Here is a 26110-nt window from a genome sequence, read left to right on the forward strand (position 1 = left end):
GCTACAGATGGGTTTGCGCGTAATGCCGCTCTGGCGCTTCCAGATGCGGCACCGCGTTGAACAGAACCGGGCTCAGGGTGTCGCCGATGGGAAACAGCCGATGCACCGAGGTATTCATGATCGCCAGCGCCATGCGCGCCATTGAGGCGATGTCCAGCCCCAGAACCTGGCGCATCGCCATGGCGATCAGCCCGCCCGAGGTCACCACGGTGGCGGGACCGGCGCCAGCGGCGATCTCGGTCATCGCCTCGCGCACCCGGGTTTCGAACTGCTCGAAGCTTTCCGGCGGATGCTCGATCTCGCCGCGCTGCCAGGCCTGAAACACCCTCGGCAGATGGGTGATGAACCCTGCGCGATCAGCCGGGATCGCAACCCCATGCTGCTGTTCCATCAACTGGGCCAGGGTAAAATACTCCAACTCGTTCAGGCGCGGATCGCAAACGAGATGATCGCCCAGACCCATCGCCTGCGCCGTTTCCTGATGCCGGGTGAGCGTGCCGCAATAAATCCGTCCGTGGATGTGGCCGCCATCCGAGGACGAGGTGCGCAAATGCGCGCCCAACCACTGCGCCTGCTGCTTGCCCAGCGGACTCAGACGATCATAGTCGGCCTCGTTCCGGGCGGTGGTATTGGCCTGCCCGTGCCGGATCAGGGTGATAAGGGACATTGCGCCACTCCTGCTTTGCTTCCGTCTTATGCGAGCGCCGCGCAGGGGAAAAGGGGGGCCGGCCCAGACCGGGCATTTCCGTCGGGGCGCGCCTGCTGCTGCTTCTTGTTGCAAATACTCTCGCCGAAGGCGCAGCACAGCGTCAGCTCCAGCTCACATCGCCCAGAAAGATATAACCGGCGCCATAGATCGTCTTGATCAGGCGTGGGTTCTTGGGATCTTCGCGCAGTTTGGTGCGCAGGCGCGAGATGCGCACATCCATCGCCCGGTCAAAGCTTTCGCCCGCCGCGCCGCCCAGCCCGTCCTGCATCTGGGCCCGGCTGATCAGCCGCTTGGGGCTGTCCAGAAACAGCCGCAAAACCTCGCCCTCGGCATGGGAAAACGGGGTTTCCGTGCCGCTCTCGTCCTCCAGCACATAGCGATCGAAATGGGCGATCCAGCCGTTGAACCGCGCGGTCTGTCCCGATTGCGGCGCGCTGCGGCTGCTGCGCAGGCGGGCGCGGATCCGGGCGACCACCTCGGCCGGGTCGAATGGCTTGGTGATATAATCATCCGCGCCCAGCTCCAGCCCGGTCACCCGGTCCTGAACCTGGGCGCGGCCGGAAATGATGATTACCGTCGCCCCGCGTTCCAGCGCCAGCCGGTGCACCAGCGTCAGCCCGTCGGTATCGGGCAGCGACAGATCAACCAGACAGACATCCGGCACCACCCGTTTCAGCGCCGCCTCGAATTCGCGCGCGCGGGAAAAGCTCTGGGTGCGAAACCCCGCCTCTTCCAGCGCCTCGGTCAGGATGGCGCGGATTTCCGGCTCGTCGTCCAGAATGCTGACCAGCGGCGCGTTCATGCGATGGACTCCAATCGGGTCAGCGCGGCAAGCTGGCGCGGGGTGAAGGGTTTGCGCAGCACCGGCGCGCGGGCCAGCGCGGCGCGGTGCAGCGGGTCAGAGGGCGGTAGCGAGGTCATCAGGATGCAGGGCAGCCCGCTGCCCTCGGTGCGGTCCAGCAGGTCCAGCCCGGTCGCGCTCCCCTGCAAGCGGATGTCCGACAGCACCAGCCGGATATCCTCAAGATCGGCCAACAGCGCGCAGGCCTCATCGACCGAGGCCGCCTCGATCACCGTATGGCCCAGCGTCACCAGCATGTCGCGCACCGCTTCGCGCAGATCGTCGCTGTCCTCGACCAGCAAGGCCAGCCCCCCGGCAACCGTCGGCGCCGCACGATAGGGCAGGCGCATTGTGACGCTGGCCCCGCTGGGCGTATTGGCCAACCGCAGATCGCCACCGCCCAGCTTGACCATGTCATAGACCATCGGCAGGCCAAGCCCCGAGCCTTCGCCGCCCTTGGTGGTGAAAAACGGGTTCAGCGCCCGCTCCAGCGCCTCGGGCGAGAATCCCGGGCCGGTGTCGCTGACCACGACTTCGATCCAGATCTGGCCGACGGCATGGGCGCTGACGGTGATCTGCCCGCTGGCGCCGCAGGCGTCGCGCGCGTTCAGAACCAGATTCAGCAGCGCGTCCTGAAACATGCCCGGATCCATCATCACCGGCCCGTCTGGGGTATGATCGAGTAGGCTCAACCCCACGCCGCGCGGCAGGCTGGGGGTGGCGAGGATCGTCAGATCCTCCAGCAGCGCGTGCAGATCCGTCGCCTGCAGTCTGAGCCGCCGCTTTCCGGTCATGTCGGCGATCCGGCTCAACAGCCGCCCACCGCGCCGTGCCGTGGCCTGGGTTGCGGCGACCAACTCTTGCGCCTCGGGGGGCAGATCGGTCTTGGCCAGCTTGCCCTGCATGCCCAGAATGATGGTGAGAAGATTTGAGAAATCATGCGCCAGTCCGCTGGTCATCTGCGCCGCCAGCGCCCGGCGTCGGGTCTGTTGCAACGCGCTACGGGCCTGGGTTTCCTGCGTCACATCCATCGACATCAGATACACCCCGCCCTCGCCGTCGGGGGTCATGGCAACGCGGATGCGGCGTGAATCGCGGTCTTCGGTGAATTCGAACACCGGGCTGCGCCCGCCATAGGCGGCGGTCAGATGCGGCGCCACCTTGGCAAAGCTGCTGGCCCCAAGCGCCTCTGGCATAGGCATGCCGACAATATCCGACGGAGACCCCGGCAGCACCGTGCTGAGCCGCCGGTTGGAATAGGTATAGCAACCGTTGCTGTCCACATGCGCAATATGGGCCGGCATCATCTCGGTGGTCAGCCGGGTGCGGGCCTCCATCGCGGTCAGTTGCCGTTTGGTCTCTTCCAGCGCGGTGATGGTCGCCGCCAGTTCACGGTTGGTCGCCGAGAGCTCCTCCGCATGGGTCAGCAGCTGATCCGACAGCGCCTCTGATCTGGTGCGCAGCAGGGCTTCCGAGCGTTTGGCGCGGCTGATGTCGGTATAGACCGTCACCCATCCCCCCTGCGGCAAGGGCGAACCCTCGACCGAGATCATGCGGCCGTTGGCGCGGGGGCGTTCCATGTAATGCGGCTCAAAAGCGCGGGCCTGTTCGACCTTTTGTGCAATAAAGGCCTCGATATCAGTCACATCGCCATATTCGCCGGTCTCGACAAGATAGCGGATGGTGTCGTCGAACCGCGCGCCCGGCGTCACCAGCCAGTCCGGCAGATCGAACATTTCCTGAAATCGGCTGTTGGAGACCGCCAGCCGCAGCTCGCGGTCATAGATCGTCAACGCCTGTGCGATCAGGTTCAGCCCCGCGTTGGTCATCGCCCGGATCTGCTGGTCGGTTTCGCTCACGCTGCTCTCCTTGCTCCCCGTTTATGGCTATCACCGCCGGCGCGTGGCGCAAAGGGGGCGATGCGGCGGGAGGGGGCCACTTGGATTACGCCCGCCCCGTCATTTCCGAACCTTTGTAACAATTCGTAAGGTTTGAGAAAACATCAGGAAAAAGTTGACGTCATGATTGGGCCTTGTCCTAATCGGGGCAAGACCGTGGGAGACGGTCGCGCCGGCGCCAGCGCCGGACAGGGAGGAGAACTAAATTGGCTCAGACGCAGTCTGGCGCCGAAGGGCTTTTGTCCCTTCCGGCGCTGCTTCATCGCAATGCGACCACTTTCGCGACGGCACCGGCCTATCGCGAAAAGGAATTCGGGATCTGGCAAAGCTGGAACTGGGCCGAGACCGAGCAGGAAATCGAGGCGCTGGCGCTGGGGCTGATCAATCTGGGCGTCAACGAGGGCGACTTCATCGCCATCATTGGCCACAACCGCCCCTATCTGTATTGGGCGATGGTCGCCGCCCAGTCGGTTGGCGCGATCCCGGTGCCGCTGTATCAGGACGCGGTGGCCGAAGAGATGGCCTATGTGCTGGGCCATTGCGGCGCGCGGTTCGTCATCGTCAGCGATCAGGAACAGGTCGACAAGGTCGTTGAGGTGCAGGACCAGCTGCATCAGTTCGAGCATCTGATCTATCTCGATCCGCGCGGCCTGCGCAAATACGATCATTCTCATCTGCACGAATACAGACATGTGCAGGAGCAGGGCCGCGCCGCCCATGACGAGTTCATCGCAGACCTGAAGGCCCGGCGCGCAAAGCTGACCTACGACAGTACCTGCGTGATGCTCTATACCTCGGGCACCACCGGCAAGCCCAAGGGCGTCGTGCTGTCCAACCGCAACGTGATCGAAAGCGCCAAGAACTCGGTCGAATTCGATCATCTGGGCCGCAATGAGGATATCCTGTCCTATCTGCCGATGGCTTGGGTTGGCGATTTCATCTTTTCCGTGGGCCAGGCCTATTGGTGTGGCTTCTGCGTGAACTGTCCCGAAAGCGCCGAAACCATGATGACCGATCTGCGCGAGATCGGGCCGACCTATTTCTTCGCCCCGCCGCGGGTGTTCGAAACCCAGCTCACCAATGTGATGATCCGCATGGAAGATGCCGGGCGGCTGAAGCAGGCGATGTTCAACCACTTCATGGCGCACGCCCGCAAGGTCGGCCCCCGCATTCTGGACGGCAAGCCGGTGAACGCCTGGGACCGGTTGAAATATGCAATCGGCGATATGCTGGTCTATGGGCCGCTCAAGGATACGCTGGGCTTTTCGCGCATCCGCGTCGGCTATACCGCGGGCGAGGCGATCGGGCCGGAGATCTTTGATTTCTACCGCTCGCTCGGCATCAACCTCAAACAGCTTTATGGTCAGACCGAGGCGACGGTGTTCATCACCGTTCAGCCCGACGGCGAGGTGCGCGCCGATACCGTTGGCGTGCCCGCCCCGGATGTGGAGATCAAGATCGCCGAAAATGGCGAGATCTTCTACCGCTCGCCCGGCACCTTTGTGGAATACTACAAGAACCCCGAAAGCACCGCCTCGACCAAGGATCCCGAAGGTTGGGTTGCCACCGGAGATGCCGGCTTCATCGAGGAAAGCAGCGGCCACCTGCGCATCATCGACCGGGCCAAGGACGTCGGCACGATGGCGGGCGGCGCGATGTTCGCGCCCAAATATGTCGAGAACAAGCTCAAGTTCTATCCCGATATTCTGGAGGCGGTGCTGTTCGGTAATGGCCGTGACCACTGCGTCGCCTTCATCAATATCGACCTGACCGCCGTCGGGAACTGGGCCGAGCGCAACAACATCGCCTATGCCTCCTATCTGGAGCTTGCTGGCCATCCCATGGTGCTGACCGCGATCCAGCAGCATGTGGAAGAGGTCAACCGCTCGGTGGCGCAGGACACGATGCTGTCGGGCTGTCAGGTGCATCGCTTTGTCGTGCTGCACAAGGAGCTCGACGCCGATGATGGCGAGATGACCCGTACCCGCAAGGTGCGCCGCGCCATCGTCGAACAGAAATACGCCGACATCATCGCCGCGCTGTATGACGGCTCTGCCTCGGTCTCGACCCGCACCGAGGTCACCTATGAGGACGGCCGCAAGGGCCATATCAGCGCCACGCTGAAGATAGGTGACGCCGCCGTGCAGCCGGTCGCGCCGCATAAGGTGGCGGCGGAATGACCGGCATGGGGCAGGGGGCCACCTTCGATGGGGCCACGATTTATGGGGCCATGGTCGGGACCGCCTCCGGCGGGAGTATTTGGACAAAGAAGAAGGATGGACCGCATGCTTGATCAGGCCGGGGGGTACACCACCGTGGATGGCCGCAAGATCGGCGGCGTGGTGATGGAGATGAAGAACATCACCCTGCGTTTCGGCGGCGTGGTGGCGATCAAGGACATTTCCTTTGACATCCGCGAGGGCGAAATCCGCGCCATCATCGGCCCCAACGGGGCCGGGAAATCGTCGATGCTGAACGTGATTTCAGGGTTTTACGTGCCCTCCGAGGGCGAGGTCTGGTTCCACGGCGAGAAACGGCCGCCGATGCGCCCCTTCGAGGTGGCGCGTCAGGGCATCGCGCGGACCTTTCAGAATATCGCGCTGTTCGAGGGGATGAGCGTGCTCGACAACGTGATGACCGGGCGGCTCACCCATATGAAGACCGGGCTTTTTTCCCAAGCCTTGTGGAAAGGCCCGGCCGAGAAGGAAGAGACCGAGAACCGCGAAGTGGCGGAAAAGATCATCGACTTTCTCGAAATCCAGCATATCCGAAAGACGCCGGTGTCGCGGCTGCCCTACGGGCTGAAAAAGCGGGTCGAACTGGCCCGTGCGCTTGCCGCCCAGCCCAAGTTGCTGCTGCTTGACGAGCCGATGGCGGGGATGAATGTCGAAGAGAAAGAGGACATGTCCCGCTTTATCCTCGATGTGAACGACGAATTCGGCACCACCATCGCGCTGATCGAGCACGACATGGGCGTGGTGATGGATCTGTCCGACCGTGTGGTGGTGATGGATTATGGCAAGAAGATCGGCGACGGCCCGCCTGACGAGGTGCGCAACAATCAGGACGTCATCGACGCCTATCTGGGGGTGGCCCATGACTGACCGGAGCAACGCCCGCACCGTGCGACCCGAACAACAGGGAGGCCGTTATGCCTGATCAACTGCTTTACGCCATGGAAGTCACGCTCAACGGTCTGATGGCCGGGGTGCTGTATGCGCTGGTCGCGCTGGGCTTCGTGCTGATTTACAAGGCTTCCGGCATCTTCAACTATGCGCAGGGCGTCATGGCGCTTTTTGCGGCGATGACGCTGGTGGGGATCACCGAGGGGCAGGTGCCGTTCTCGCATCTGATCAACGCGATCTTTGGCACCGAGATCCATAATTTCGGCTGGCAGCTGCCGGGGCTGGTGGCGATCCTGCTGACCATGGTGGTGATGGTGGGGCTGGCGTGGTGCGTGCAGCAATTCGTCATGCGCCATCTGGTCGGGCAGGCACCGATCATCCTGTTCATGGCCACGATCGGGCTGGCCTATTTTCTCGAAGGGGTCTCGGACCTGATGTGGGGCTCGGAGATCCGCAAGCTTGATATCGGTTTGCCGCAGGGGATCAACGAAACCCTCGACCGGGTCACCTATGACCTGTTCGGCTATGGGTTCTTCATCGACAATCTCGATGTCGTTGCCAGCGTCATCGCGGCGCTGCTGGTGATCGCGCTGGTCGCCTTCAGCCAGTACACCAAGCAGGGGCGCGCGATGCGGGCCGTTGCCGACGATCACCAGGCGGCGCTGTCGGTGGGCATCTCGCTTAACTTCATCTGGGTCATGGTGTGGTCGGTGGCGGGCTTTGTCGCGCTGGTCGCGGGCATCATGTGGGGCACCAAATCGGGGGTGCAGTTCTCGCTGTCCCTGATCGCGCTCAAGGCGCTGCCGGTTCTGATGCTGGGGGGCTTTACCTCGATCCCCGGTGCCATCGTAGGCGGGTTGATCATCGGAGTGGGTGAAAAGCTGTTCGACTTCATGATCGGCCCGATGGTGGGCGGCGCCACCGAGAACTGGTTCGCCTATGTGCTGGCGCTGGTCTTCCTCGTGTTCCGGCCGCAGGGCCTGTTCGGCGAGAAAATCATCGAGAGGGTGTGAGCATGAAGCAGCTGATTGCCATCCTCAACGTGATCGCCTGGTCGGGCTTCTGGGCCTTTGGCTATATCGCCCTCACCTCTGACGATCTGTCAGAGCGCCAGTTGGTGATTGCCGCGATTCTGGCCTTTGTCGGCTTCCTGATCGGGGTGCTGGCCTATCTCAAGCTCAGCCGTGCCTCGGAAGACAGTGGCTTCGAGCCACGTAAACAACTCGACGCGGACACCCGCGAACGGGCGCAATCGCAGGGGAGAATCTGACGTGTTTTACCGTGAAGCGGGCGATTTCAAGACATCGTACCAGCAGGACAGCCAGACCTTTCCGATCCGGTTCGATCGCTATCGTTACTATGTCGTTCTGGCGGTGGCCTTCGGGGTGGTGCCGTTCCTGATCAATGATTACTGGGCCAACGCCATTCTGGTGCCCTTTCTGATCTATGCCATCGCGGCGATCGGGCTGAACATCCTGACCGGCTATTGCGGACAGGTCTCGCTTGGCACCGGCGGGTTCATGGCGGTGGGGGCCTATGCCTGCTACAAGCTGATGACCGCCTTTCCCGAGGTCAGCATGTTCATCCATGTGATCCTGGCCGGCGGCATCACTGCGGCGGTCGGCGTGCTGTTCGGCCTGCCATCCCTCCGGATCAAGGGGTTCTACCTTGCTGTGGCGACGCTGGCGGCGCAGTTCTTTCTGGTTTGGCTGCTCAACCGGGTGCCGTGGTTCTACAACTACTCCGCCTCGGGCCAGATCTCGGCCCCCGAGCGCGAGGTGTTCGGCATCATGATCACCGGTGCCAATGCGCCATCCTGGGCGGTCTACCTGTTCTGCCTGATCTTCCTGTCCCTGGCCGGTATCCTTGCCCGCAACCTGACGCGCGGCACGATGGGGCGCAGATGGATGGCGATCCGCGATATGGACATCGCCGCCGAGATCATCGGGGTGAACCCGCTGACCGCGAAACTCACGGCCTTTGCCGTCAGCTCGTTCTTTGTCGGCATCTCTGGCGCGCTGTTCTTCTCGGTCTATCTCGGCGCGGTCGAGGTTGGCGAAGCCTTCGGCATCCAGAAATCGTTCCTGGTGCTGTTCATGGTCATCATCGGCGGGCTGGGTTCGATCTTTGGCGCCTTTGCCGGCGCGGCCTTTCTGGTGGTGCTGCCGGTGGCGCTGAAGCTGGTCGGCGTCGACGTGCTGGGCTGGGCCACGGATATCGTGGCGCATCTGCAGCTGGTTATCGTCGGCGGGCTGATCATTACATTTCTGGTCTTGGAACCGCATGGGCTGGCACAGCTCTGGCGGGTCGCCAAGGAGAAGCTGAGACTCTGGCCTTTCCCGTATTGAATGGGGGGGAGGCTGCACCTGTCCGGTGGGTGCGACATATCAGAGATACATCGGAAACAACCAATGGGAGGAGGAACCCGATGAAGACAAGATTGACAGCACTGGCGCTGGGCGCCCTGATGGCTGCGGGGCCCGCAGCAGCGGATCTCGTGTTCCCGTCGCTGAGCTATCGCACGGGACCCTATGCGGCGGGTGGTATTCCCTTCGCGGACGGGTATGCCGATTATTTCACGCTTTTGAACGAGCGTGACGGCGGCATCGGCGGCGAGAAGATCGACGTGCCGGAATGCGAAACCGCGTATAACACCGAGAAGGGTGTTGAATGCTACGAGTCGACCAAAGACCTTGGTTCGCTTGTCTATCAACCGCTGTCCACCGGGATCACCTATCAGCTTATTCCCAAGGTGACGGCGGACGGCATTCCGATGCTGACCTCGGGTCTGGGCAGAACCTCGGCCAAGAACGGGGCCATGTTCCCCTGGGTGTTCAACTTCCCGGCCAACTACTGGGATGGGGCCTCGGTCGCGATCAAGCATATCCTTGATGAGGAAGGCGGCGATCTGAAAGGCAAGAAAGTCGCACTGGTCTATCACAACTCGGCCTACGGCAAGGAACCGATCCGCACGCTCGAGGAACTGTCCAAGAAGCATGGCTACGATCTGACCCTTCTGCCGGTCGATCACCCCGGTCAGGAACAAAAAAGCCAGTGGCTGCAAATCCGCCGTGAAAAACCGGATTATGTGATCATGTATGGCTGGGGCGTGATGAACCAGGTTGCCGTTCAAGAGGCGGTCAACATCCGCTTCCCGATGGATCATTTCATCGGCATCTGGTGGTCGGGCTCGGAAAACGACGTGCTGCCCGCGGGTGAAGGCGCAGATGGCTACAAGGCGCTGACATTCCATAACCTCGGCGACAACTACCCGCTGTATGACGACCTGAAGAGCTATGTCTATGACAAGGGGCTTTCCGCAGGTGCAGGCGATCAGCACGGCACGGCGATCTATGACCGCGGTATGTATGGCGCGATGTTGGTGGCCGAAGCCGCGAAGACCGCTCAGAAAATCCACGGCACCAGCAAGATCACCCCGGCGATGATGCGCGACGGGATGGAAGCCCTTGAAATGACGGAAGAGAAGATGACGGCTCTCGGGCTGCCGAACTTCGGTCCTGAATTCAAGGTCTCTTGCGAGAACCATGGCGGCAACGGTTTCGCTGCCATCGGCCAGTGGGATGCGAAAGCGCATGAATGGAAGCTGATCACCGACTACATGCAGTCGGATCAGGATGTCGTTCAGCCCCTGATCGAAGCCGACTCGATGGCTTTCGGCAAGGAAAACAACATCACCCCCGGCTGCAAATAAGCCCGGTGGGATGACATATCGGGGACGGCGGTCAGCCGCCGTTCCTACCCCAAACGGTCAAACCGCCCGCGACGGCGCTGTCGCGGAATTCGGAAAGAAGGACACCAGATGCTGGACGCCGGACAAACCAGGGAGACCCTGCTCGAGGTCAACAATATCGAGGTGGTCTACAACCACGTGATCCTCGTGCTCAAAGGGGTCAGCCTTAATGTGCCCAAGGGCGGCATCACCGCGCTTTTGGGTGGCAACGGCGCGGGCAAGACCACCACGCTCAAGGCGATCTCGGCCCTGTTGCAATCGGAACGCGGCGAGGTCACCAAAGGCTCGGTCAAGTATCGTGGCGAGGATGTGCATCACGCCGACCCGGCCGATCTGGTGCGCAAGGGCGTGATCCAGGTGATGGAGGGACGCCATTGTTTCGAACACCTCACCGTCGAGGAAAACCTGCTCACCGGCTATTACACCCGGAAATCCGGCAAGGCCGAGATGATGAGCGACCTTGAAAAAGTATATGCCTATTTCCCCCGTCTCAAGGAACGCCGCCGCAGTCAGGCGGGCTATACCTCGGGCGGCGAACAACAGATGGTCGCCATCGGGCGCGCCATGATGGCCAAACCGGAAACGATCCTGCTGGATGAACCCAGCATGGGGTTGGCACCGCAACTGGTCGAAGAGATTTTCGGCATCGTCAAGGATCTCAACGAACGCGAGGGCGTGACCTTCCTGCTGGCGGAACAGAATACCAACGTGGCGCTGCGCTTCGCCCACTACGGCTATATCCTTGAATCCGGTCGCGTGGTGATGGACGGCCCCGCCGCCGACCTGCGCGAGAACCAGGACGTCAAGGAATTCTATCTCGGCATGTCCGACGAGGGGCGCAAAAGCTTTCGCGACGTACGCTCTTATCGCCGCCGCAAGCGGTGGCTGAGCTGAGCGCGCCCGCCAGATTACAGGCGCATTCCCTGCCCACCGGGGCAGCGGCCCAAAAGCGCGGGCCAAGGACAAGGACAGCGGCGCAAGAACGCGGCTCAAGGACAAGGACGAGGTCGAATAATGACTGTTCATTTTGACGATTTGGAAACCCGCTCCGCCGATGCCCGCACGGCCGATCAGCTGTTGGCGCTGAACGCCAATCTCGCCCGCAACGGGCTCGATTCGCTGGACGATCTGGGCGGCCTCACCGCCTTGCCGGTGCTGCGCAAATCCGACCTCAGCGCGCGGCAGAAGACCACGCCGCCGTTTGGCGGGCTTCCGGTGGCCAATGTCGCCCATATCTTTCAGTCGCCGGGTCCGATCTATGAGCCGGGCGGCATCAGTCATGACTGGTGGCGCATGGGCCGCTTTCTCTGTGCCGCTGGCATCGGCAAGGGCGACATCGTGCAGAACTGTTTCGGCTATCACCTGACCCCTGCCGGCATGATCTTTGAAAGCGGGGCCCGCGCAGTCGGGGCCGCCGTGGTGCCCGCCGGAACCGGCCAGACCGAACTTCAGGCCCGCGCCGCCCATGATATCGGCGTTACCGCCTATGCCGGTACACCCGACTATCTCAAGATCATCCTCGACAAGGCCGAGGCGATGGGGCTGGCGCTGAAAATCACCAAGGCGGCGGTGGGCGGCGGCGCCCTGTTCCCGTCGCTGCGTCAGGAATACACCGATCGTGGTATCGCCTGCCTGCAAAGCTATGCCACCGCCGATCTGGGCAATATCGCCTATGAAAGCGCGGCGATGGACGGAATGATCGTCGACGAGAAGGTCATCGTTGAAATCGTTACCCCCGGCACCGGCACGCCGGTCGCCCCCGGCGAGGTCGGCGAGGTGGTGGTGACGACGTTGAACCCGGATTACCCGCTTGTGCGTTTTGCCACCGGTGATTTGTCCGCCGTGCTGCCGGGGCAATCGCCCTGTGGCCGTACCAACATGCGGATCAAGGGCTGGATGGGACGGGCCGATCAGACCACCAAGATCAAGGGCATGTTCGTGCGCCCGGAACAGGTGGCGCAACTGGTCGAAAAACATGCCGAGATTATCAAGGCCCGGGTGATCGCCACCCGCGACGGCGAAATGGACGCCATGACTGTCCAGATCGAAGCCGAAAGCGGCGGCGATGGCGGGACCTATTCCGCCAGCGTGGCCGATCTGCTCAAGCTCAAGGGCAAGATCGAGGTGGTGGCCCCTGGTACGCTGCCCAAGGACGGGCTGGTGATCGAGGACCAGCGCAAGTACGACTAGCGGTCCGGCCTTTCGGGGCCGGGGGTCGCTTAGCGCAACGCCCGGCCTTTCTTGATCGCATCCGCGCCGAACCGGCGTCTGATCTCGTCTGCGGCCCGCTCTGCATCGCTGCGTCGGGCCGCGCCCGGGTCAAGCAGATCGCCGGACATATCCGCCTCGGCCTCGGGGCAAAGCTCGGCAATCCCGACCCCCAACAGCCGATAGGGCCCCCGGTCGCCCAGCTGATCGAACAGCGCGCGCGCGCTGCGATACAGCCGGTCGGCCATCTGCGTCGCATCGTGCAGCGCCACCCGCCGGGTCAGCAGGCTGTGATCCGAGCGTTTCAGCTTCAACACCACGACTCGTCCGGCCAACCCCTTGGCCTTGGCTCGGCCCGACACCTTTTCGGCCATCCGCCACAGATGCCCGTCAAGGATGTCGGCATCACCGGTATCCTCGCGAAAGGTGGTCTCGTTCGAGATCGACTTCATCGGCGCATTCGCCTCAACGCGGCGCCGGTCCTCGCCACGCGCCAGATGGTACAGCCGGTCGCCCATATTACCGAACCGCGCCTGCAGATCGCGCCGCTCCCAGCGCAGCAGATCGGCAAAGGTCCGGATCCCGGCGCGCTCCAACGCACCCTGCGCCGCCGGTCCGATCCCCCAAAGCATCCGCACCGGCCGGTCGCGCAGGAACGCTGCCGTCTCGGCCTGCCCGATCACCGCGAACCCCTGCGGTTTGTCGAGGTCCGATGCCACCTTGGCGAGAAACTTGTTGTGGCTCAGCCCGATGGATCCGGTCACCCCCAACTCGTCCTTCATCCGCCGAACCAGCCGCGCCAGCATCACCGCCGGGGGCGCGCCATGCAGCTTTTCGGTGCCTGACAGATCCAGGAACGCCTCGTCCAGCGACAGCGGCTCGATCGCCGGGGTCAACTCCTGCATCATCGCGCGGATCTGGCGCGAGACTTGGGCATAGACCTCCATCCGGGGCGCGATCACCACCGCATCGGGGCACAGTTTCAGCGCCTGAAACATCGGCATCGCCGAATGCACCCCCCGGATCCGCGCCACATAGCAAGCGGTTGATACCACCCCGCGCCGACCGCCGCCGATAATCACCGGCTTGCCCGCCAGTTCGGGATTGTCGCGCTTTTCCACGCTGGCATAGAAGGCGTCACAATCCATATGCGCGATGCTCAGGCTGAACAGTTCGTCATGCGCCAACACGCGCGGACTGGCGCAAGACGGACAACGGCGCGCGCGCCCGGGCGCCGGGTCCGAGGCGTCAAATTGTGTCAGGCAATCACGGCAAAGCGCATGCATGGGCGGTGGAATCTCGGCTGGGTGGTGGTTATCTCTGTCAGACCATAGGCCGGATCAACGGAACAGTCAGCATGACAGATCAGCGTGACATCGAAATCGCGCCCTTTTCCGGGGCCAAGCTGGCGCTGTTTCTGGGCCCCGACCTGTTGGTGATCCAACGCGATGATCGCCCCGACATCCCTTGGCCCGGCCATTGGGATCTGCCCGGTGGCGGCCGCGAGGGTGGCGAGACCCCGATGGACTGTGCCCTGCGCGAAACCTGCGAAGAGGTGAACCTGACCCTGTCGCCGGATCAGATCACGTGGTCGCGCAGCTATCTGCGCCCGCATGGCCGGGTCTGGTTCTTCGCCGCGCATCTGCCCGCCGCCCGTGTCGCCGGAGTGCGGCTGGGGGACGAAGGGCAGGGCTGGTGCCTGATGGCGCCGCAAACCTATTGCCAGCATCCGCTCGCGGTGCCGCATTTCGCCGAGACCCTGACGCTGTATCTGGGGCAGCAGGCGGAAGCGGGGGATTCAGGAGATCTCACAGAAAGACCCCCCGCTGCTGAGGCGGGGGGAAGGTAACGAACCACAGGAAGAAAAGGTTCGTTGGGGGAGTGTCCTAAATTTAGAATCGCTCAAAACAGGCTTGTTTTGAAGCCCGGATTTCCGCCTCGGCCAAACAGGCGCCCGAAATGTGCCTTTTCGGCCACGGATGCTGTGCAGCGCTGCAACATATTTGTGCTGTTCTGAGGCTTAAAGCGCGGCCAGCTCGCTCAGGATCGCCTGCGCCGCCTCGCGTGGGTTTTGGGCCTGCCAGACCGGGCGCCCGACCACGATATGATCGGCCCCGGCGGCAATCGCGCTGCCCGGTGTCGCCACCCGTTTCTGATCGCCAGATGCGCTGCCTGCCGGGCGCACCCCCGGTGTCACGATCAACCGGCCCTCTGCCTGCGGCAGCGCCCGGATCGCGGCGGCCTCCTGTGGGCTGGCGATCACCCCGTCGGCCCCGGCCTCAAGCGCGCGCGCGGCACGCTCCACCACCAGTTCGGCCAGATCGCCCGGTTTGATCAACCCGTCGTCCAGATCGGCCCGGTCCAGCGAGGTCAGGATCGTCACCGCGAGGATCTTCATATCCTTGCCTGCCGCGCCCTCCTTGGCGGCGCGCACCACATGCGGGTCACCATGCACGGTCAGGAAATCCAGATCGAATTGCGCCAGCCCCCGCACCGCCGCCTCGACGGTGGCGCTGATGTCGAACAGCTTCATATCAAGAAAGATGCGTTTGCCCTGCTCGGCGATCAGCTCATGCGCAAGGCCCAGACCGCCCCCGGTCAGCATCCCCAACCCGATCTTGTAAAAACTGACGCTATCGCCCAGCTTTTCGGTCAGCGCGAGCGCCTGAATGGCGTTGGGCACGTCCAGGGCGACGATCAGGCGGTCATCGGACATTGGGCTTCTCCTCGGGTTGCGGCGGCCCCTCTTTAGGCTGCGCCGCCGTCCCAGACAAGAGACAGGCCCCGTTCAGGCGAAACCCGCGATCAGGCAAAACCCGGGTGTGGCGTCAGCCCGTCGGCAACCTCCAGCGTTGCGCGCCCGGCGCGAAACTCTGGCATCCGTTTCATCTGCCGCAGCGCATCGCCCAGAAACGCCGCCCAGCGCGCCTCTGCGCCAGTCTCGGCGGTCAGCTCGATGGAACAGAACAGCGTCACGATCCGGTCGGCCAGTGTCAGGCAGACGCTGGCCCGGTGCCGTGCCTGCTCGGGGCAATACTCGGGGGCGGAAATCTCGACGTCGGTGATCTGCATGATGGCCTCCTGTTTTGCCCCGGTATTGTCCGCAATTGGTGCAGCAATATGGCGGCGGGCAGGAAATTTCGCGACACCCCCGACCGCCCCCTCCCGCCTGCGGTCCGGGACGATTTCCGGCCCGTTTTCCGGTCATTAGGTCTTGAACTACCCCGCCTTCTCCCCAAATCTATCCCTGAGGCCCGGTCCCCGGTGCGCCGCAAAGTGGGCATCGAACTTACCGGGCGCTTTAACAAGGAGAGACGCATGGACTTGAACAAGTTCACTGAGCGGGCACGTGGTTTCGTGCAGGCGGCCCAAACGATCGCGATGCGCGAAGAGCATCAGCGCGTGGTCCCCGAACATCTGCTCAAGGCATTGATGGACGACGATCAGGGGCTGGCCAGCAACCTGATCACCCGCGCCGGGGGCACCCCCGCCCGCGTGGTCGAGGCGTTGGAAGTCGCCGTGAAAAAGCTGCCCAAGGTCAGCGGCGACGCGGCCCAGATCTATATCGACACGCAAACCGCCAAGGTGCTGGACGAGGCCGAGAAGCTGGCCAAGAAGGCTGGCGACAGCTTTGTGCCGGTGGAACGCGTCCTGATGGCGCTTTGCATGGTCAAATCCGGCGCGAAAACGGCGCTGGAGGCGGGGGCTGTCTCGGCGCAAAAGCTGAACGAGGCGATCAACGATATCCGCAAGGGGCGCACCGCCGACACCGCGTCGGCCGAAGAAGGCTATGATGCGCTCAAGAAATATGCCCGCGACCTGACCGAGGCCGCCGAACAGGGCAAGATCGACCCGATCATTGGCCGCGACGAGGAAATTCGCCGCTCCATGCAGGTGCTCTCGCGCCGGACCAAGAACAACCCGGTGCTGATCGGCGAACCCGGTGTCGGCAAGACCGCCATCGCCGAGGGGCTGGCGCTGCGCATCATCAACGGCGATGTGCCCGAAAGCCTGCGCAACAAGAAACTGTTGGCGCTCGATATGGGTGCGCTGATCGCCGGGGCGAAATACCGTGGTGAATTCGAAGAACGCCTGAAAGCGGTCCTGAACGAGATCGAGGACGCCGCGGGCGAAATCATCCTGTTCATCGACGAGATGCACACGCTGGTGGGGGCCGGGAAATCTGACGGCGCGATGGATGCGGCCAACCTGATCAAGCCGGCGCTGGCACGTGGCGAGCTGCACTGTATCGGTGCGACCACGCTGGATGAATACCGCAAATACGTCGAAAAAGATGCGGCTCTTGCCCGCCGGTTCCAGCCCATCGTGGTCGAGGAGCCGACTGTCGAGGACACCATTTCGATCCTGCGCGGCATCAAGGAAAAGTACGAACTGCACCACGGCGTGCGCATCTCTGATGCGGCGTTGGTTGCGGCCGCGACCCTGTCCAACCGCTATATCACCGACCGGTTCCTACCCGACAAGGCGATCGACCTCATGGACGAGGCCGCCTCGCGTCTGCGGATGGAGGTGGACAGCAAACCCGAAGAGCTGGACCAGCTCGACCGCCAGATCCTGCAATTGCAGATCGAGGCCGAGGCGCTCAAGAAAGAGGACGACACCGCCTCCAAGGACCGGCTGGGGGCGCTGCAAAAAGAGCTGTCGGATCTGCAGGAACGCTCTGCCGAGATGACCGCGCAATGGCAGGCCGAGCGGGACAAGCTGGCCTCTGGTCGCGAGCTCAAGGAACAGCTTGACCGCGCCCGCGCCGATCTCGACATCGCCAAGCGCGAGGGCAACCTCGCCAAGGCCGGGGAACTGTCCTATGGCGTGATCCCGCAGCTTGAAAAACAGCTGGCCGGGGCCGAACAGGCCGAAGCCGATGGCATGATGGTCGAAGAGGCCGTCCGCCCCGAACAGATCGCGGCGGTGGTTGAACGCTGGACCGGCATCCCCACCTCCAAGATGCTGGAGGGCGAGCGCGAAAAGCTGCTGCGCATGGAAGACGAGCTGCACAAGCGCGTCATCGGGCAGGACGCCGCCGTGCGCGCGGTTGCCAATGCCGTGCGTCGGGCGCGTGCGGGTCTGAATGACGAGGGGCGCCCGCTGGGATCGTTCCTGTTCCTCGGGCCGACCGGCGTCGGCAAGACCGAGCTGACCAAGGCGGTGGCCGAATATCTGTTTGACGACGACAACGCGATGGTGCGCGTCGACATGTCCGAATTCATGGAGAAACACGCGGTCGCCCGTCTGATCGGCGCACCTCCGGGTTATGTCGGCTATGAAGAGGGCGGCGTGCTGACCGAGGCGGTCCGTCGGCGGCCCTATCAGGTGGTGCTGTTCGATGAGGTCGAAAAGGCCCACCCGGACGTGTTCAACGTGCTGTTGCAAGTGCTCGATGACGGTGTGTTGACCGATGGTCATGGCCGCACCGTGGACTTCAAGCAGACCTTGATCGTGCTGACCTCCAACCTTGGCAGCCAGGCGCTCAGCCAACTGCCCGAGGGCGGCGACAGTGCCCAGGCGCGGCGCGACGTGATGGATGCGGTGCGGGCCCATTTCCGCCCCGAGTTCCTCAACCGTCTGGACGAAACCATCATCTTTGAACGGCTCAGCCGCGAGAACATGGATGGCATCGTTGATATCCAGATGGCCAGCCTGCTCAAGCGGCTGGCGGATCGCAAGATCACGCTGCAACTGGATGCGGCGGCGCATAAATGGTTGGCGGACGAAGGTTATGACCCGGTGTTCGGGGCCCGCCCGCTCAAGCGTGTGATCCAGACCGCGCTGCAAAACCCGCTGGCCGAGATGCTGCTGGCCGGGGATGTGAAGGACGGCGATACCATCCCGGTCACCGCCGGGGCCGAGGGGCTGATCGTCGGCGAACGGATCGGGGCCAGCAACCGGCCCAAACCGGACGACGCCGTGGTGCACTAAGCACCCCGCGCGCGACAGACAGAAGGCCCGCCATCTCTGGCGGGCCTTTTTCGTTCTCTCCCCCGTGCGCGTCCCGGTGCGCGGCTCGCGTTACAGAAAGGCCAGCTCGTCGACCACGATATCGGCGGTATCGAGCAGGCTGTTGGTCAGGCTTACCGTGCCCAGCACCGCGCCGCTTTTCTCATCGCTCAGCGTCAGCACGGTGACCGGCGTGCCGGTGGCGGTATTGACGCCGATGGAATACTCGATCCCCGCATCCAGCACGATCCGGTCGCCATCGGCACCGTTGAAGCGCTCCACATGATCGTCGCCGAACGCCGATTTTGCGAACAGGAAACTGTCGGCGCCGATATTGCCGCGCATCTCGTCATCGCCCATGCCGCCGATCAGCGTGTTGTCGCCGGCGCCGCCATCAAGATAATCATCGCCCGCGCCGCCCGACAGGAGGTCGTCGCCGTGATCGCCGCGCAGCTCGTCCGCGCCCTTGCCGCCCTCCAGCACATCGTCGCCATAGCCACCATACAGCAGGTCGATCCCCGCCTCGCCGAACAGCTGGTCCGCACCGTCCTCGCCATACAGCGTATCATTGCCCTCGCCACCATACAGCTTGTCCTTGCCATAGCTGCCGGCCAGCTTGTCATCGCCTTCGCCGCCCTCAAGCGTGTCATTGTCATAGCCGCCATACAGCTCGTCGATGCCGTTGCCCCCGACCAGCCGGTCATTGCCGCTGCCGCCATACAGCTTGTCATCGCCGCCGTTGCCGAACAGGCGATCGTTGCCCGCGTCACCGCTCAGGCTGTCGACGCCCTCGTTTCCGTACAGCCGGTCCGCCGCATCGCCGCCATACAGCCTGTCGTCGCCGTCGCCGCCGATCAGCTTGTCGCGCCCCTCATTGCCATACATCGCATCATTGCCGGATTGCCCGCGCAGCACGTCGTTACCGTACGACCCTGACAGGCTGTCATCGCCGCCGCCGCCGCTAAGCGTATCGCGGCCATCGCCACCATTCAGGCTGTCATTGCCGCCCTCGCCGAACAGCTTGTCATTGCCCGCCCCGCCACTGACCGAATCGTCACCCGTGCCGGAAAAGATGGTGTCATTGCCGTGATCGCCATAGCTGCGGTCATGCCCGGCCCCCAGATGAATGGTGTCGTCCAACTCGCCGCCATCCACTCGGTCGTCCAGATCGGTGCCGAAATAATGCGATGCCCCTTCGCTCAGATAATAGGTCATCCAGTGCGACAACTGCCCAAGCGTTGCATTGGCATTGCCGTCCTCGTTCACGACCCGGCCGTCCTCGCGGATTTCAAAGCCGATATGATACATCCCGTCGAACACCGTGTTGGTCAGGCTGTCGCCTTCCAGATAGCCGTTGCCGCCATCGTTCTGCACAAGGTGATAGCCCCATTCCTCGCCGCCCTCGTCATCGCCGTGCAACTCGATAAACGTGTCATAGCGCTCGGTATGGGCGGGATCGCGGATATAGGCGTTGATCGCTTGGACATCGGCGATGTCGATCAACCCGTCGGCGAACAGCTTGCCGTTTTCGATCGCGGTGAGGATCAGCGCGTTCAGGGCATCTGCCGCCTGCGCCCCGCCCTGAATGTCGGTGCTCGAAATGCTTCGGTTCAACCCGCTATTGTCCAGAAGCGCGTTGACGATGCTATCCAGCCCGGTTCCGGTCGTGCCTTCGGTCAGTTTCTTGCCCACGTGACGTTCCTTTATTCGAATGCGCGCATGATGCGCGTACTGCGCATGTCTCCCTTGGCAGAGACCTTGCGCCCGGCTTTGCGGCAGAATTTGAATTAAAGTGTGGCGAAAGTCTGTCCGCACCCCGCGCGGGCGGGTCCGTGCCGACACGAGGGCCCCTAAGGGGCGGTCCACCGCCGAAATACGCGAGTTTCGGGATTTGCGGCGGTGGGATGTCGTTTTTGCGCCGGTGTCGGCGCGTCAGGCAGGGGGACGCGATCAAAGCTGCGCTGCCGTAAACACAGCCGTCCCCGACAGGACGTGCTGCGACCGACATCCGACCAGACACGCTGTTGCGCCTTGCCGCAAAGCCGGAACCGACCTAGCGTCAGGCCATGAGATCGGAATTCACACGTTTTGAGCTGGGCTGGCGCGCCATTGGTGCGCCGTTCGGCAAAACGCAGGAGTGGTGGCCGCCCCCCTGCCGTTGATCCGCTTATCCGCGATCAACACCTCAAAATGAACTGGATTTACGATGACCATACACACCGTTTTGGTCCGCGCTGACACGCTTGTCGTGTCTTGGGCGGACGGCAGCTCGTCTTCATACCCGACGATCTGGCTGCGCGACAATTGCCCCTCGGGCTTGCATCCGCAAACCCACGAACGGCTTCTGGATCTGCTCGCGTTGGAGGCCGCGCCGGTCCTGACCTCTGCGCAGCTTGACGGAGATCACGTTGTGCTCAGCTATGGCGACGGTCATGTCAGCCCGATGCCCGTGGGGTTGCTCAGCGCCCATCGTCCCGGACAGCGCGCAGCGGATGCCGCCGCCATTGCGCCCCAGCTTTGGCGCGGAGATGACCGCGCAAACCGTCCCGCGTCATGTGGCGGCCCCGATTTTGGCGGACGACCCCGCGCTGAACGCATGGCTGCAAGACACCGCCAGATACGGCATCGCGATTGTTGAGGGCCTGGAGGACAGGACCAGCGCAGGGGTCGATGTGGCGCAACGGATCGGTTTCCTGCGGGAAACCAATTTCGGCACAACGTTCGAGGTGATCAACAAACCCGATCCGAACAACCTCGCTTACACCTCTGTCGCCTTGCCGCTGCACACCGATTTGCCAAACCAGGAAGTTCCCCCCGGGTTCCAGTTTTTGCACTGCCTGGCCAATGAGGCGACAGGGGGCGGCTCCCTGTTCGCCGATGGATTCGCGATTGCCGAGGATTTGCGCGTCGAGGATCCCGAGGCGTTTCGTCTCCTGTGCGACGTGCCCATTCCCTTTCGGTTCCACGATCCCGAGGCAGATATTCGCGTTCATGAACCGGTCATCACGTTGAACGGGTCAGGCGAGGTGATCGAGATCCGCTATAACGCCCATCTGGCGGGGGTTTTTGACATGCCGTCAAAGATCATGCCCGACTATTACCGGGCGTATCGCGCCTATATGGCCAAAACACGGGATCCAAAGTACCGCCTGACCCTGAAGTTGAAGGGGGGCGAAATGGTTGTCTTTGACAATCGTCGGGTGCTGCATGGCCGCGACGCGTTCGATCCCTCGACCGGGTTTCGGCATCTGCACGGCTGTTATGTGGACCGGGGTGAATTCACCTCGCGTCTGCGTTTGTTGGCGCGCCCTGCGAGCGGTGCCAAGACGGTCTGATCGACAGTCAAGACGACAACGGGCTCGCGCGCAAACAGCGCGGGAGCCCGGCAAAGACGACATCTACCTATTGCGCGCCAGCCCGGCTCGCGCCGGATCACGATGTCAGGTCACAATCGCGTGCGCGGCGGGGAGGCGTTAACCCGAGTCGCGCGCCTTTGGGCGGCGATCCGCGCAAAATGTACTAAACCCGGTGGAAACTCCCCAATCCGGGGAAAACCGGTGCTGCGGCAGTGGGGCGAACTGTACGATTTGCCCCTGAAACTCCCCGAAACAGCCATGAAAAAGGGGCGGAACAGCTTTGCTCCGCCCCGAAATCCGGGGGTTAACCGGGCGCGCGTTACTCGCTCAGGGCGGTTTGCGCGATCCCTTCCAGCATCGCCTGCACCTCTTGCATCGGCCCTTCGGGATAGGTGCGATAGCCGACGATCACCTCTCCGGGGGTGTCCGCCAGTTCGGCCACGAAGATGTCATAGGGGCAATAGACGATGTTCATCGGATTGGCCTCCATCACGCTGCGCGACACTTTGGCCGAGCAGAAGGAATAGACATCTGCCTTTGTAAACAACACCTTGTCAGATCCCACATCGGCGCGGGTGCGTTCCAGCATATCGCCCACATGGCTGACGTGATCGATCACCAGCCCGGCATCCAGAATCGCGTTCTCGATCCCGAAAGCGACGTCGTCAAAGCCTTGATTGGTAGTATGGCGCACCATCTCCTGCGCGGCGACGGCCTGCGCGGCCAACCCCAGCGCGGCGGCAAGAAACACAGCTTTCATCTTTCTCTCCCCTTCACAAAAGCGCGACTTGCCAGTCCCGCATTTCCCTCTCACTCTCTAGGCTAACGCCTTGGCGCGCCTTGCGCAAAGTCAAACATATCGGAGTTTATGAATGAATATCGCCGTGAACGCTGTCGAGCTTCTGGCCGGTCTTTTTATCGCTATCATGGGTGTGCTCGTGTTGGTTCTGGCGGTTCTCTTCGTCATCGACCGGGTTCAGACTGGCGATGCGATCAGGCGAAACTATCCGGTGATCGGGCGGTTCCGCTATCTGTTCAGTGCGCTGGGAGAATTCTTTCGCCAGTATTTCTTTGCCATGGACCGCGAGGAGATGCCGTTCAACCGCGCCCAGCGGGAATGGGTCACGCGCGCCTCGACCGGCGAAAGCAATACGGTTGCCTTTGGTTCTACCCGCAATCTCAGCTTGCCGGGCACCGCGATCTTCGTCAACGCGCCGTTCCCGCCGCTCAATGACCAATACGCCAAGACCGAGCCGATGTTGATCGGCCCCACCGCGCGCACCCCATATCTTGCGCCCTCGTTCTTCAATATCTCGGGCATGTCCTATGGCGCCATCTCCAAGCCCGCGGTCGAAGCGTTGAGCCGGGGCGCGAAAGAGGCGAACATCTGGCTCAACACCGGCGAGGGGGGGCTAAGCTCGATGCATCTGGAAGGCGGCTGTGATGTCGTGTTTCAGATCGGCACCGCGAAATACGGTGTACGCGACGAGAACGGCAAACTTGACGATGACAAGCTGCGCGCCGTGGCCGCGCATGACACCGTGCGCATGTTCGAGATCAAGCTTGCCCAAGGGGCCAAGCCGGGCAAGGGCGGCATTCTTCCCGGCGCCAAGATCACGCCAGAGATCGCGAAGATCCGCAATATTCCGATGGACCAGGACAGCCTGTCGCCCAACCGCCATCCCGAGGTGCGCAACTTTGACGATCTGCTCGATATGATCGCGCATGTGCGCGAGGTGACCGGCAAGCCAGTTGGCATCAAGACCGTGGCCGGGTCCGACGACGTGTTCCATGGCTTCTTTGACGCCATCGTTGCGCGTGGACCGGAAAGCGCGCCGGATTTCATTACTCTGGACGGCGGCGAGGGCGGCACCGGGGCGGCACCGATGCCGTTGATCGATCTTGTCGGTATGTCGGTGCGCGAGGCGCTGCCGGTGGTGGCCAATATTCGCGACGAGCATGGGCTGAAAGAGCGGGTGCGCCTGATCGCCAGCGGCAAGCTGATCAACCCCGGCGATGTCGCCTGGGCACTGGCTGCGGGGGCCGATTTCGTCACCTCGGCGCGCGGCTTCATGTTCGCGCTGGGCTGTATTCAGGCGCTCAAGTGCAACAAGAATACCTGTCCCACCGGCATCACCACCCATGACCCGCACCTGCAAAAGGGGCTGGTGGTTGAACGCAAATACATCCGCGTCGCCCGCTATGCCCGGGGCCTGATTGGCGAGGTCGAGACCATCGCCCATTCCGTCGGCGTGGCCGAACCCCGGCTGATGCGGCGGCGTCATGTCCGTATTGTTCAGGGCGACGGCCATTCTGTCCCGATGAATGAAATCCTGCCAAGTTACAGCCCCGTCGCCGAAACGTGAGAGGATGTGGGCTGGCGCGGGGCGCAGTCGCGGCTAGATCTAAGGAAACGGATCAAGGGAGAGATCATGGCCTATCGCTGGACAAATACGCTGACCCGCGCCGACACCACCCCGCAATCGGCCTTTTTGAACCGTCGGCAGCTTATGGCTGGCGCGGCTGCCGGGGCGGGGCTCGCCGCGCTGGGCGGTCCCGCGCTGGCGGCGACGGATGAGGGGTTGAAGCCCAACAGCTGGGAAGAGATCACCAATTACTGCAACTTTTATGAATTCGGCACCAGCAAGACCGATCCGGCCGCCCATGCGGGTGCGATGACAACCGCCCCCTGGTCGGTCATGATCGACGGCTTGGTGGACCGGCCGGGTGCCTATGATCTGGGCGACATCGTCGACAACATGACGCTGGAGGAGCGCATCTATCGCTTTCGCTGCGTCGAGGCCTGGTCGATGGTGATCCCCTGGACCGGATTTGAACTGGCTGATCTGCTGGACATGGTTGGGGTGCAGGAGGGCGCGCGCTATGTCGCCTTTGAAACGCTCAATCGCCCCGAAGAGATGCCGGGCACCAACTATCCGGTGCTGGACTGGCCCTATCGCGAGGGGCTGCGTCTGGACGAGGCGCGCCACCCGCTGACGATCATGGCCACCGGCCTTTATGACAGGCCGTTGCCGAACCAGAACGGCGCGCCGCTGCGGCTGGTGGTGCCGTGGAAATACGGGTTCAAATCGGTCAAGTCGATCGTGCGGATTACGCTGACCAAAGACGAACCCTTTGCCAGCTGGAATCAGGTCAACGCGCGCGAATACGGGTTCTATAGTAACGTGAACCCGACTGTGGATCATCCCCGCTGGAGTCAGGCGACCGAGCGGCTGGTGGGCGGCGGGCTGTTTTCCCGCCGCCAGCTGACCCAGATGTTCAACGGCTATGGCGACGAGGTGGCGGCCCTTTATGAGGGTATGGATCTTGCAAAGCAGTTCTGACGTGCTGGCCGATCTTCTGAACCACTGGCTGCGTCGCGTCCCGGTTTGGGCCGTCTACCTGTTGGGGGCCCTGCCCGCGCCAGTCCTCCTGTATTGGGGGATGACAGGCGGGCTGGGGGTGGAGCCGATCAAGGCGCTGGAACATGAGTTGGGCTCGCTGGCGTTGCAGCTTCTTATCGCGGGGCTGGCGATTACCCCTCTGCGCCGCAGGCTGGGTCTTAACCTGATGAAGTTTCGCCGCGCCATCGGCCTGCTGGCCTTCTTCTATATATCGCTCCACTTGCTGACTTGGTTGCTGCTGGATGTGCAGATCCCGTCACAGATCTGGGGGGATATCGTGAAGCGCCCCTATATCACCGTCGGCATGGCGGCCTTCGTGCTGTTGCTGCCGCTGGCGCTGACCTCGAACAATCGCGCGCTGCGCTGGCTCGGGCCTCTGTGGCGGCGCCTGCATCAGCTGGTCTATCCAGCGGTGCTGCTGGGGGCGGTGCATTTCGTGATGCTGCGCAAAGGGCTTCAGATCGAGCCGTTGATCTATCTCGCGGTGGTCCTGGCCCTGTTGGCGCTGCGGTTGCCGATGGTGCGGCGCGCGCGTCCTGCGTGAGTCCCCCTTTGTCGTCCGGATTCGGCCAAATCCCGTGCGATTCCGAGCCTTCCTTGTGGATAAGCCTGTGGATACCACGAGATGTGGTGTTTTGGGTGGAAACGAGTCGGTGGGCGTCTGTGATCTGGAGTGTATTCTCGGGTTGGGTTGCTTGGGGTGCGCCTTGGTACAGCGTTGATATTGAGCGATTTTCTGATGGATTGAAGAAAAGATGACGGTTTTGGCAGAAAGGGCTTGCGGGTTTTGGCGGTAAACCTTAGACACCCCTTCACCGGCGGCGCTTGAGGCGCACGGCGGGGCCGGACGGGACGGCGGGGCG

General features: G+C 62.8%; 23 protein-coding genes. 15 read left to right on the forward strand and 8 right to left on the reverse strand.

Features of this window, described 5'->3' with window-relative positions; translation table 11 throughout:
- Position 1: 1 nt before the first annotated feature.
- The 3 genes from E1B25_RS16320 to E1B25_RS16330 all read right to left on the reverse strand — a co-directional run bounded on the left by E1B25_RS16320 (position 2) and on the right by E1B25_RS16330 (position 3379).
- On the reverse strand, positions 2-667 hold the full coding sequence (locus E1B25_RS16320) for a histidine phosphatase family protein (protein WP_132830586.1): 666 nt from the start codon (positions 665-667) through the stop codon (positions 2-4).
- 142 nt (positions 668-809) lie between these two features.
- Positions 810-1511 (reverse strand): response regulator transcription factor, encoded by a 702-nt coding sequence (locus tag E1B25_RS16325; RefSeq protein ID WP_132830587.1) that lies wholly within the window; start codon positions 1509-1511, stop codon positions 810-812.
- Complete coding sequence (locus E1B25_RS16330; protein ID WP_425358941.1) at positions 1508-3379, reverse strand: hybrid sensor histidine kinase/response regulator; 1872 nt, start codon at positions 3377-3379, stop codon at positions 1508-1510. The genes E1B25_RS16325 and E1B25_RS16330 overlap by 4 nt, the downstream gene beginning before the upstream one ends.
- Before the next feature lie 275 nt (positions 3380-3654).
- On the opposite strand from E1B25_RS16330, the gene E1B25_RS16335 reads away from it, so the two are divergent.
- From E1B25_RS16335 to E1B25_RS16370, 8 genes are all read left to right on the forward strand, one after another.
- Positions 3655-5628 carry an AMP-binding protein gene (locus E1B25_RS16335; RefSeq protein WP_132830589.1) on the forward strand — a complete coding sequence of 658 codons (1974 nt, stop codon included), beginning with the start codon at positions 3655-3657 and terminating at the stop codon, positions 5626-5628.
- 105 nt (positions 5629-5733) lie between these two features.
- On the forward strand, positions 5734-6552 hold the full coding sequence (locus E1B25_RS16340; RefSeq protein WP_132830613.1) for an ABC transporter ATP-binding protein: 819 nt from the start codon (positions 5734-5736) through the stop codon (positions 6550-6552).
- A 47-nt stretch (positions 6553-6599) separates the two neighbouring features.
- Complete coding sequence (locus tag E1B25_RS16345; protein ID WP_132830590.1) at positions 6600-7586, forward strand: branched-chain amino acid ABC transporter permease; 987 nt, start codon at positions 6600-6602, stop codon at positions 7584-7586.
- Between the two features lie 2 nt (positions 7587-7588).
- Positions 7589-7843, forward strand: a complete 255-nt coding sequence (locus E1B25_RS16350; RefSeq protein ID WP_132830591.1) for a hypothetical protein — start codon at positions 7589-7591, stop codon at positions 7841-7843.
- Between the two features lies 1 nt (position 7844).
- Positions 7845-8921 carry a branched-chain amino acid ABC transporter permease gene (locus E1B25_RS16355; protein WP_132830592.1) on the forward strand — a complete coding sequence of 359 codons (1077 nt, stop codon included), beginning with the start codon at positions 7845-7847 and terminating at the stop codon, positions 8919-8921.
- An 80-nt stretch (positions 8922-9001) separates the two neighbouring features.
- Positions 9002-10285: an ABC transporter substrate-binding protein gene (locus E1B25_RS16360; RefSeq protein ID WP_132830593.1), complete on the forward strand. Its 1284-nt coding sequence runs from the start codon at positions 9002-9004 to the stop codon at positions 10283-10285.
- Positions 10286-10393: 108 nt separating this feature from the next.
- Positions 10394-11218, forward strand: a complete 825-nt coding sequence (locus E1B25_RS16365; RefSeq protein WP_132830594.1) for an ABC transporter ATP-binding protein — start codon at positions 10394-10396, stop codon at positions 11216-11218.
- A gap of 120 nt (positions 11219-11338) precedes the next feature.
- Positions 11339-12514, forward strand: coding sequence for a phenylacetate--CoA ligase family protein (locus E1B25_RS16370; protein ID WP_132830595.1), 1176 nt, complete (start codon positions 11339-11341; stop codon positions 12512-12514).
- 29 nt (positions 12515-12543) lie between these two features.
- Here E1B25_RS16370 and E1B25_RS16375 read toward each other — a convergent pair whose 3' ends face one another.
- Positions 12544-13818 carry a DNA polymerase IV gene (locus E1B25_RS16375; RefSeq protein WP_132830596.1) on the reverse strand — a complete coding sequence of 425 codons (1275 nt, stop codon included), beginning with the start codon at positions 13816-13818 and terminating at the stop codon, positions 12544-12546.
- A gap of 71 nt (positions 13819-13889) precedes the next feature.
- Here E1B25_RS16375 and E1B25_RS16380 point away from each other — a divergent pair, with 71 nt between their 5' ends.
- Positions 13890-14381, forward strand: coding sequence for an NUDIX hydrolase (locus tag E1B25_RS16380; RefSeq protein ID WP_132830597.1), 492 nt, complete (start codon positions 13890-13892; stop codon positions 14379-14381).
- Between the two features lie 171 nt (positions 14382-14552).
- Here E1B25_RS16380 and pyrF read toward each other — a convergent pair whose 3' ends face one another.
- The gene (pyrF, locus tag E1B25_RS16385) at positions 14553-15248 is read right to left on the reverse strand and encodes an orotidine-5'-phosphate decarboxylase (protein WP_132830598.1); all 696 of its coding nucleotides are present in this window, start codon (positions 15246-15248) and stop codon (positions 14553-14555) included.
- An 89-nt stretch (positions 15249-15337) separates the two neighbouring features.
- Positions 15338-15604, reverse strand: a complete 267-nt coding sequence (locus E1B25_RS16390) for a hypothetical protein (RefSeq protein ID WP_132830599.1) — start codon at positions 15602-15604, stop codon at positions 15338-15340.
- Between the two features lie 246 nt (positions 15605-15850).
- Here E1B25_RS16390 and clpB point away from each other — a divergent pair, with 246 nt between their 5' ends.
- Entirely contained in the window at positions 15851-18469 is a 2619-nt protein-coding gene (gene clpB, locus E1B25_RS16395; protein WP_132830600.1) for an ATP-dependent chaperone ClpB, read from the forward strand.
- Positions 18470-18559: 90 nt separating this feature from the next.
- On the opposite strand, the gene E1B25_RS16400 is transcribed toward clpB, so the two are convergent.
- Positions 18560-20179 (reverse strand): calcium-binding protein, encoded by a 1620-nt coding sequence (locus tag E1B25_RS16400; protein WP_132830601.1) that lies wholly within the window; start codon positions 20177-20179, stop codon positions 18560-18562.
- A gap of 514 nt (positions 20180-20693) precedes the next feature.
- Between E1B25_RS16400 and E1B25_RS22575 the strand changes: the two genes are divergently transcribed.
- Complete coding sequence (locus E1B25_RS22575) at positions 20694-21125, forward strand: gamma-butyrobetaine hydroxylase-like domain-containing protein (protein ID WP_245510738.1); 432 nt, start codon at positions 20694-20696, stop codon at positions 21123-21125.
- Entirely contained in the window at positions 21016-21822 is an 807-nt protein-coding gene (locus E1B25_RS16405; protein WP_245510739.1) for a TauD/TfdA family dioxygenase, read from the forward strand. Before E1B25_RS22575 ends, E1B25_RS16405 begins: the two co-directional genes overlap by 110 nt.
- Positions 21823-22162: 340 nt before the next feature.
- Here the strand turns inward: E1B25_RS16405 and E1B25_RS16410 are convergent, their stop codons facing one another.
- A complete protein-coding gene (locus tag E1B25_RS16410) occupies positions 22163-22603 on the reverse strand; it encodes a DUF302 domain-containing protein (RefSeq protein WP_132830602.1) in 441 nt (146 codons plus the stop codon).
- Positions 22604-22715: 112 nt separating this feature from the next.
- Here E1B25_RS16410 and E1B25_RS16415 point away from each other — a divergent pair, with 112 nt between their 5' ends.
- From E1B25_RS16415 to msrQ, 3 genes are all read left to right on the forward strand, one after another.
- On the forward strand, positions 22716-24209 hold the full coding sequence (locus E1B25_RS16415; RefSeq protein WP_132830603.1) for an FMN-binding glutamate synthase family protein: 1494 nt from the start codon (positions 22716-22718) through the stop codon (positions 24207-24209).
- Positions 24210-24275: 66 nt separating this feature from the next.
- Positions 24276-25187 carry a protein-methionine-sulfoxide reductase catalytic subunit MsrP gene (msrP, locus tag E1B25_RS16420; protein ID WP_132830604.1) on the forward strand — a complete coding sequence of 304 codons (912 nt, stop codon included), beginning with the start codon at positions 24276-24278 and terminating at the stop codon, positions 25185-25187.
- Positions 25156-25791: a protein-methionine-sulfoxide reductase heme-binding subunit MsrQ gene (msrQ, locus tag E1B25_RS16425; protein ID WP_132830605.1), complete on the forward strand. Its 636-nt coding sequence runs from the start codon at positions 25156-25158 to the stop codon at positions 25789-25791. The genes msrP and msrQ overlap by 32 nt, the downstream gene beginning before the upstream one ends.
- Positions 25792-26110: the final 319 nt, after the last annotated feature.

This window comes from Antarcticimicrobium sediminis (genome assembly GCF_004348975.1).
GTDB lineage: Bacteria > Pseudomonadota > Alphaproteobacteria > Rhodobacterales > Rhodobacteraceae > Antarcticimicrobium > Antarcticimicrobium sediminis.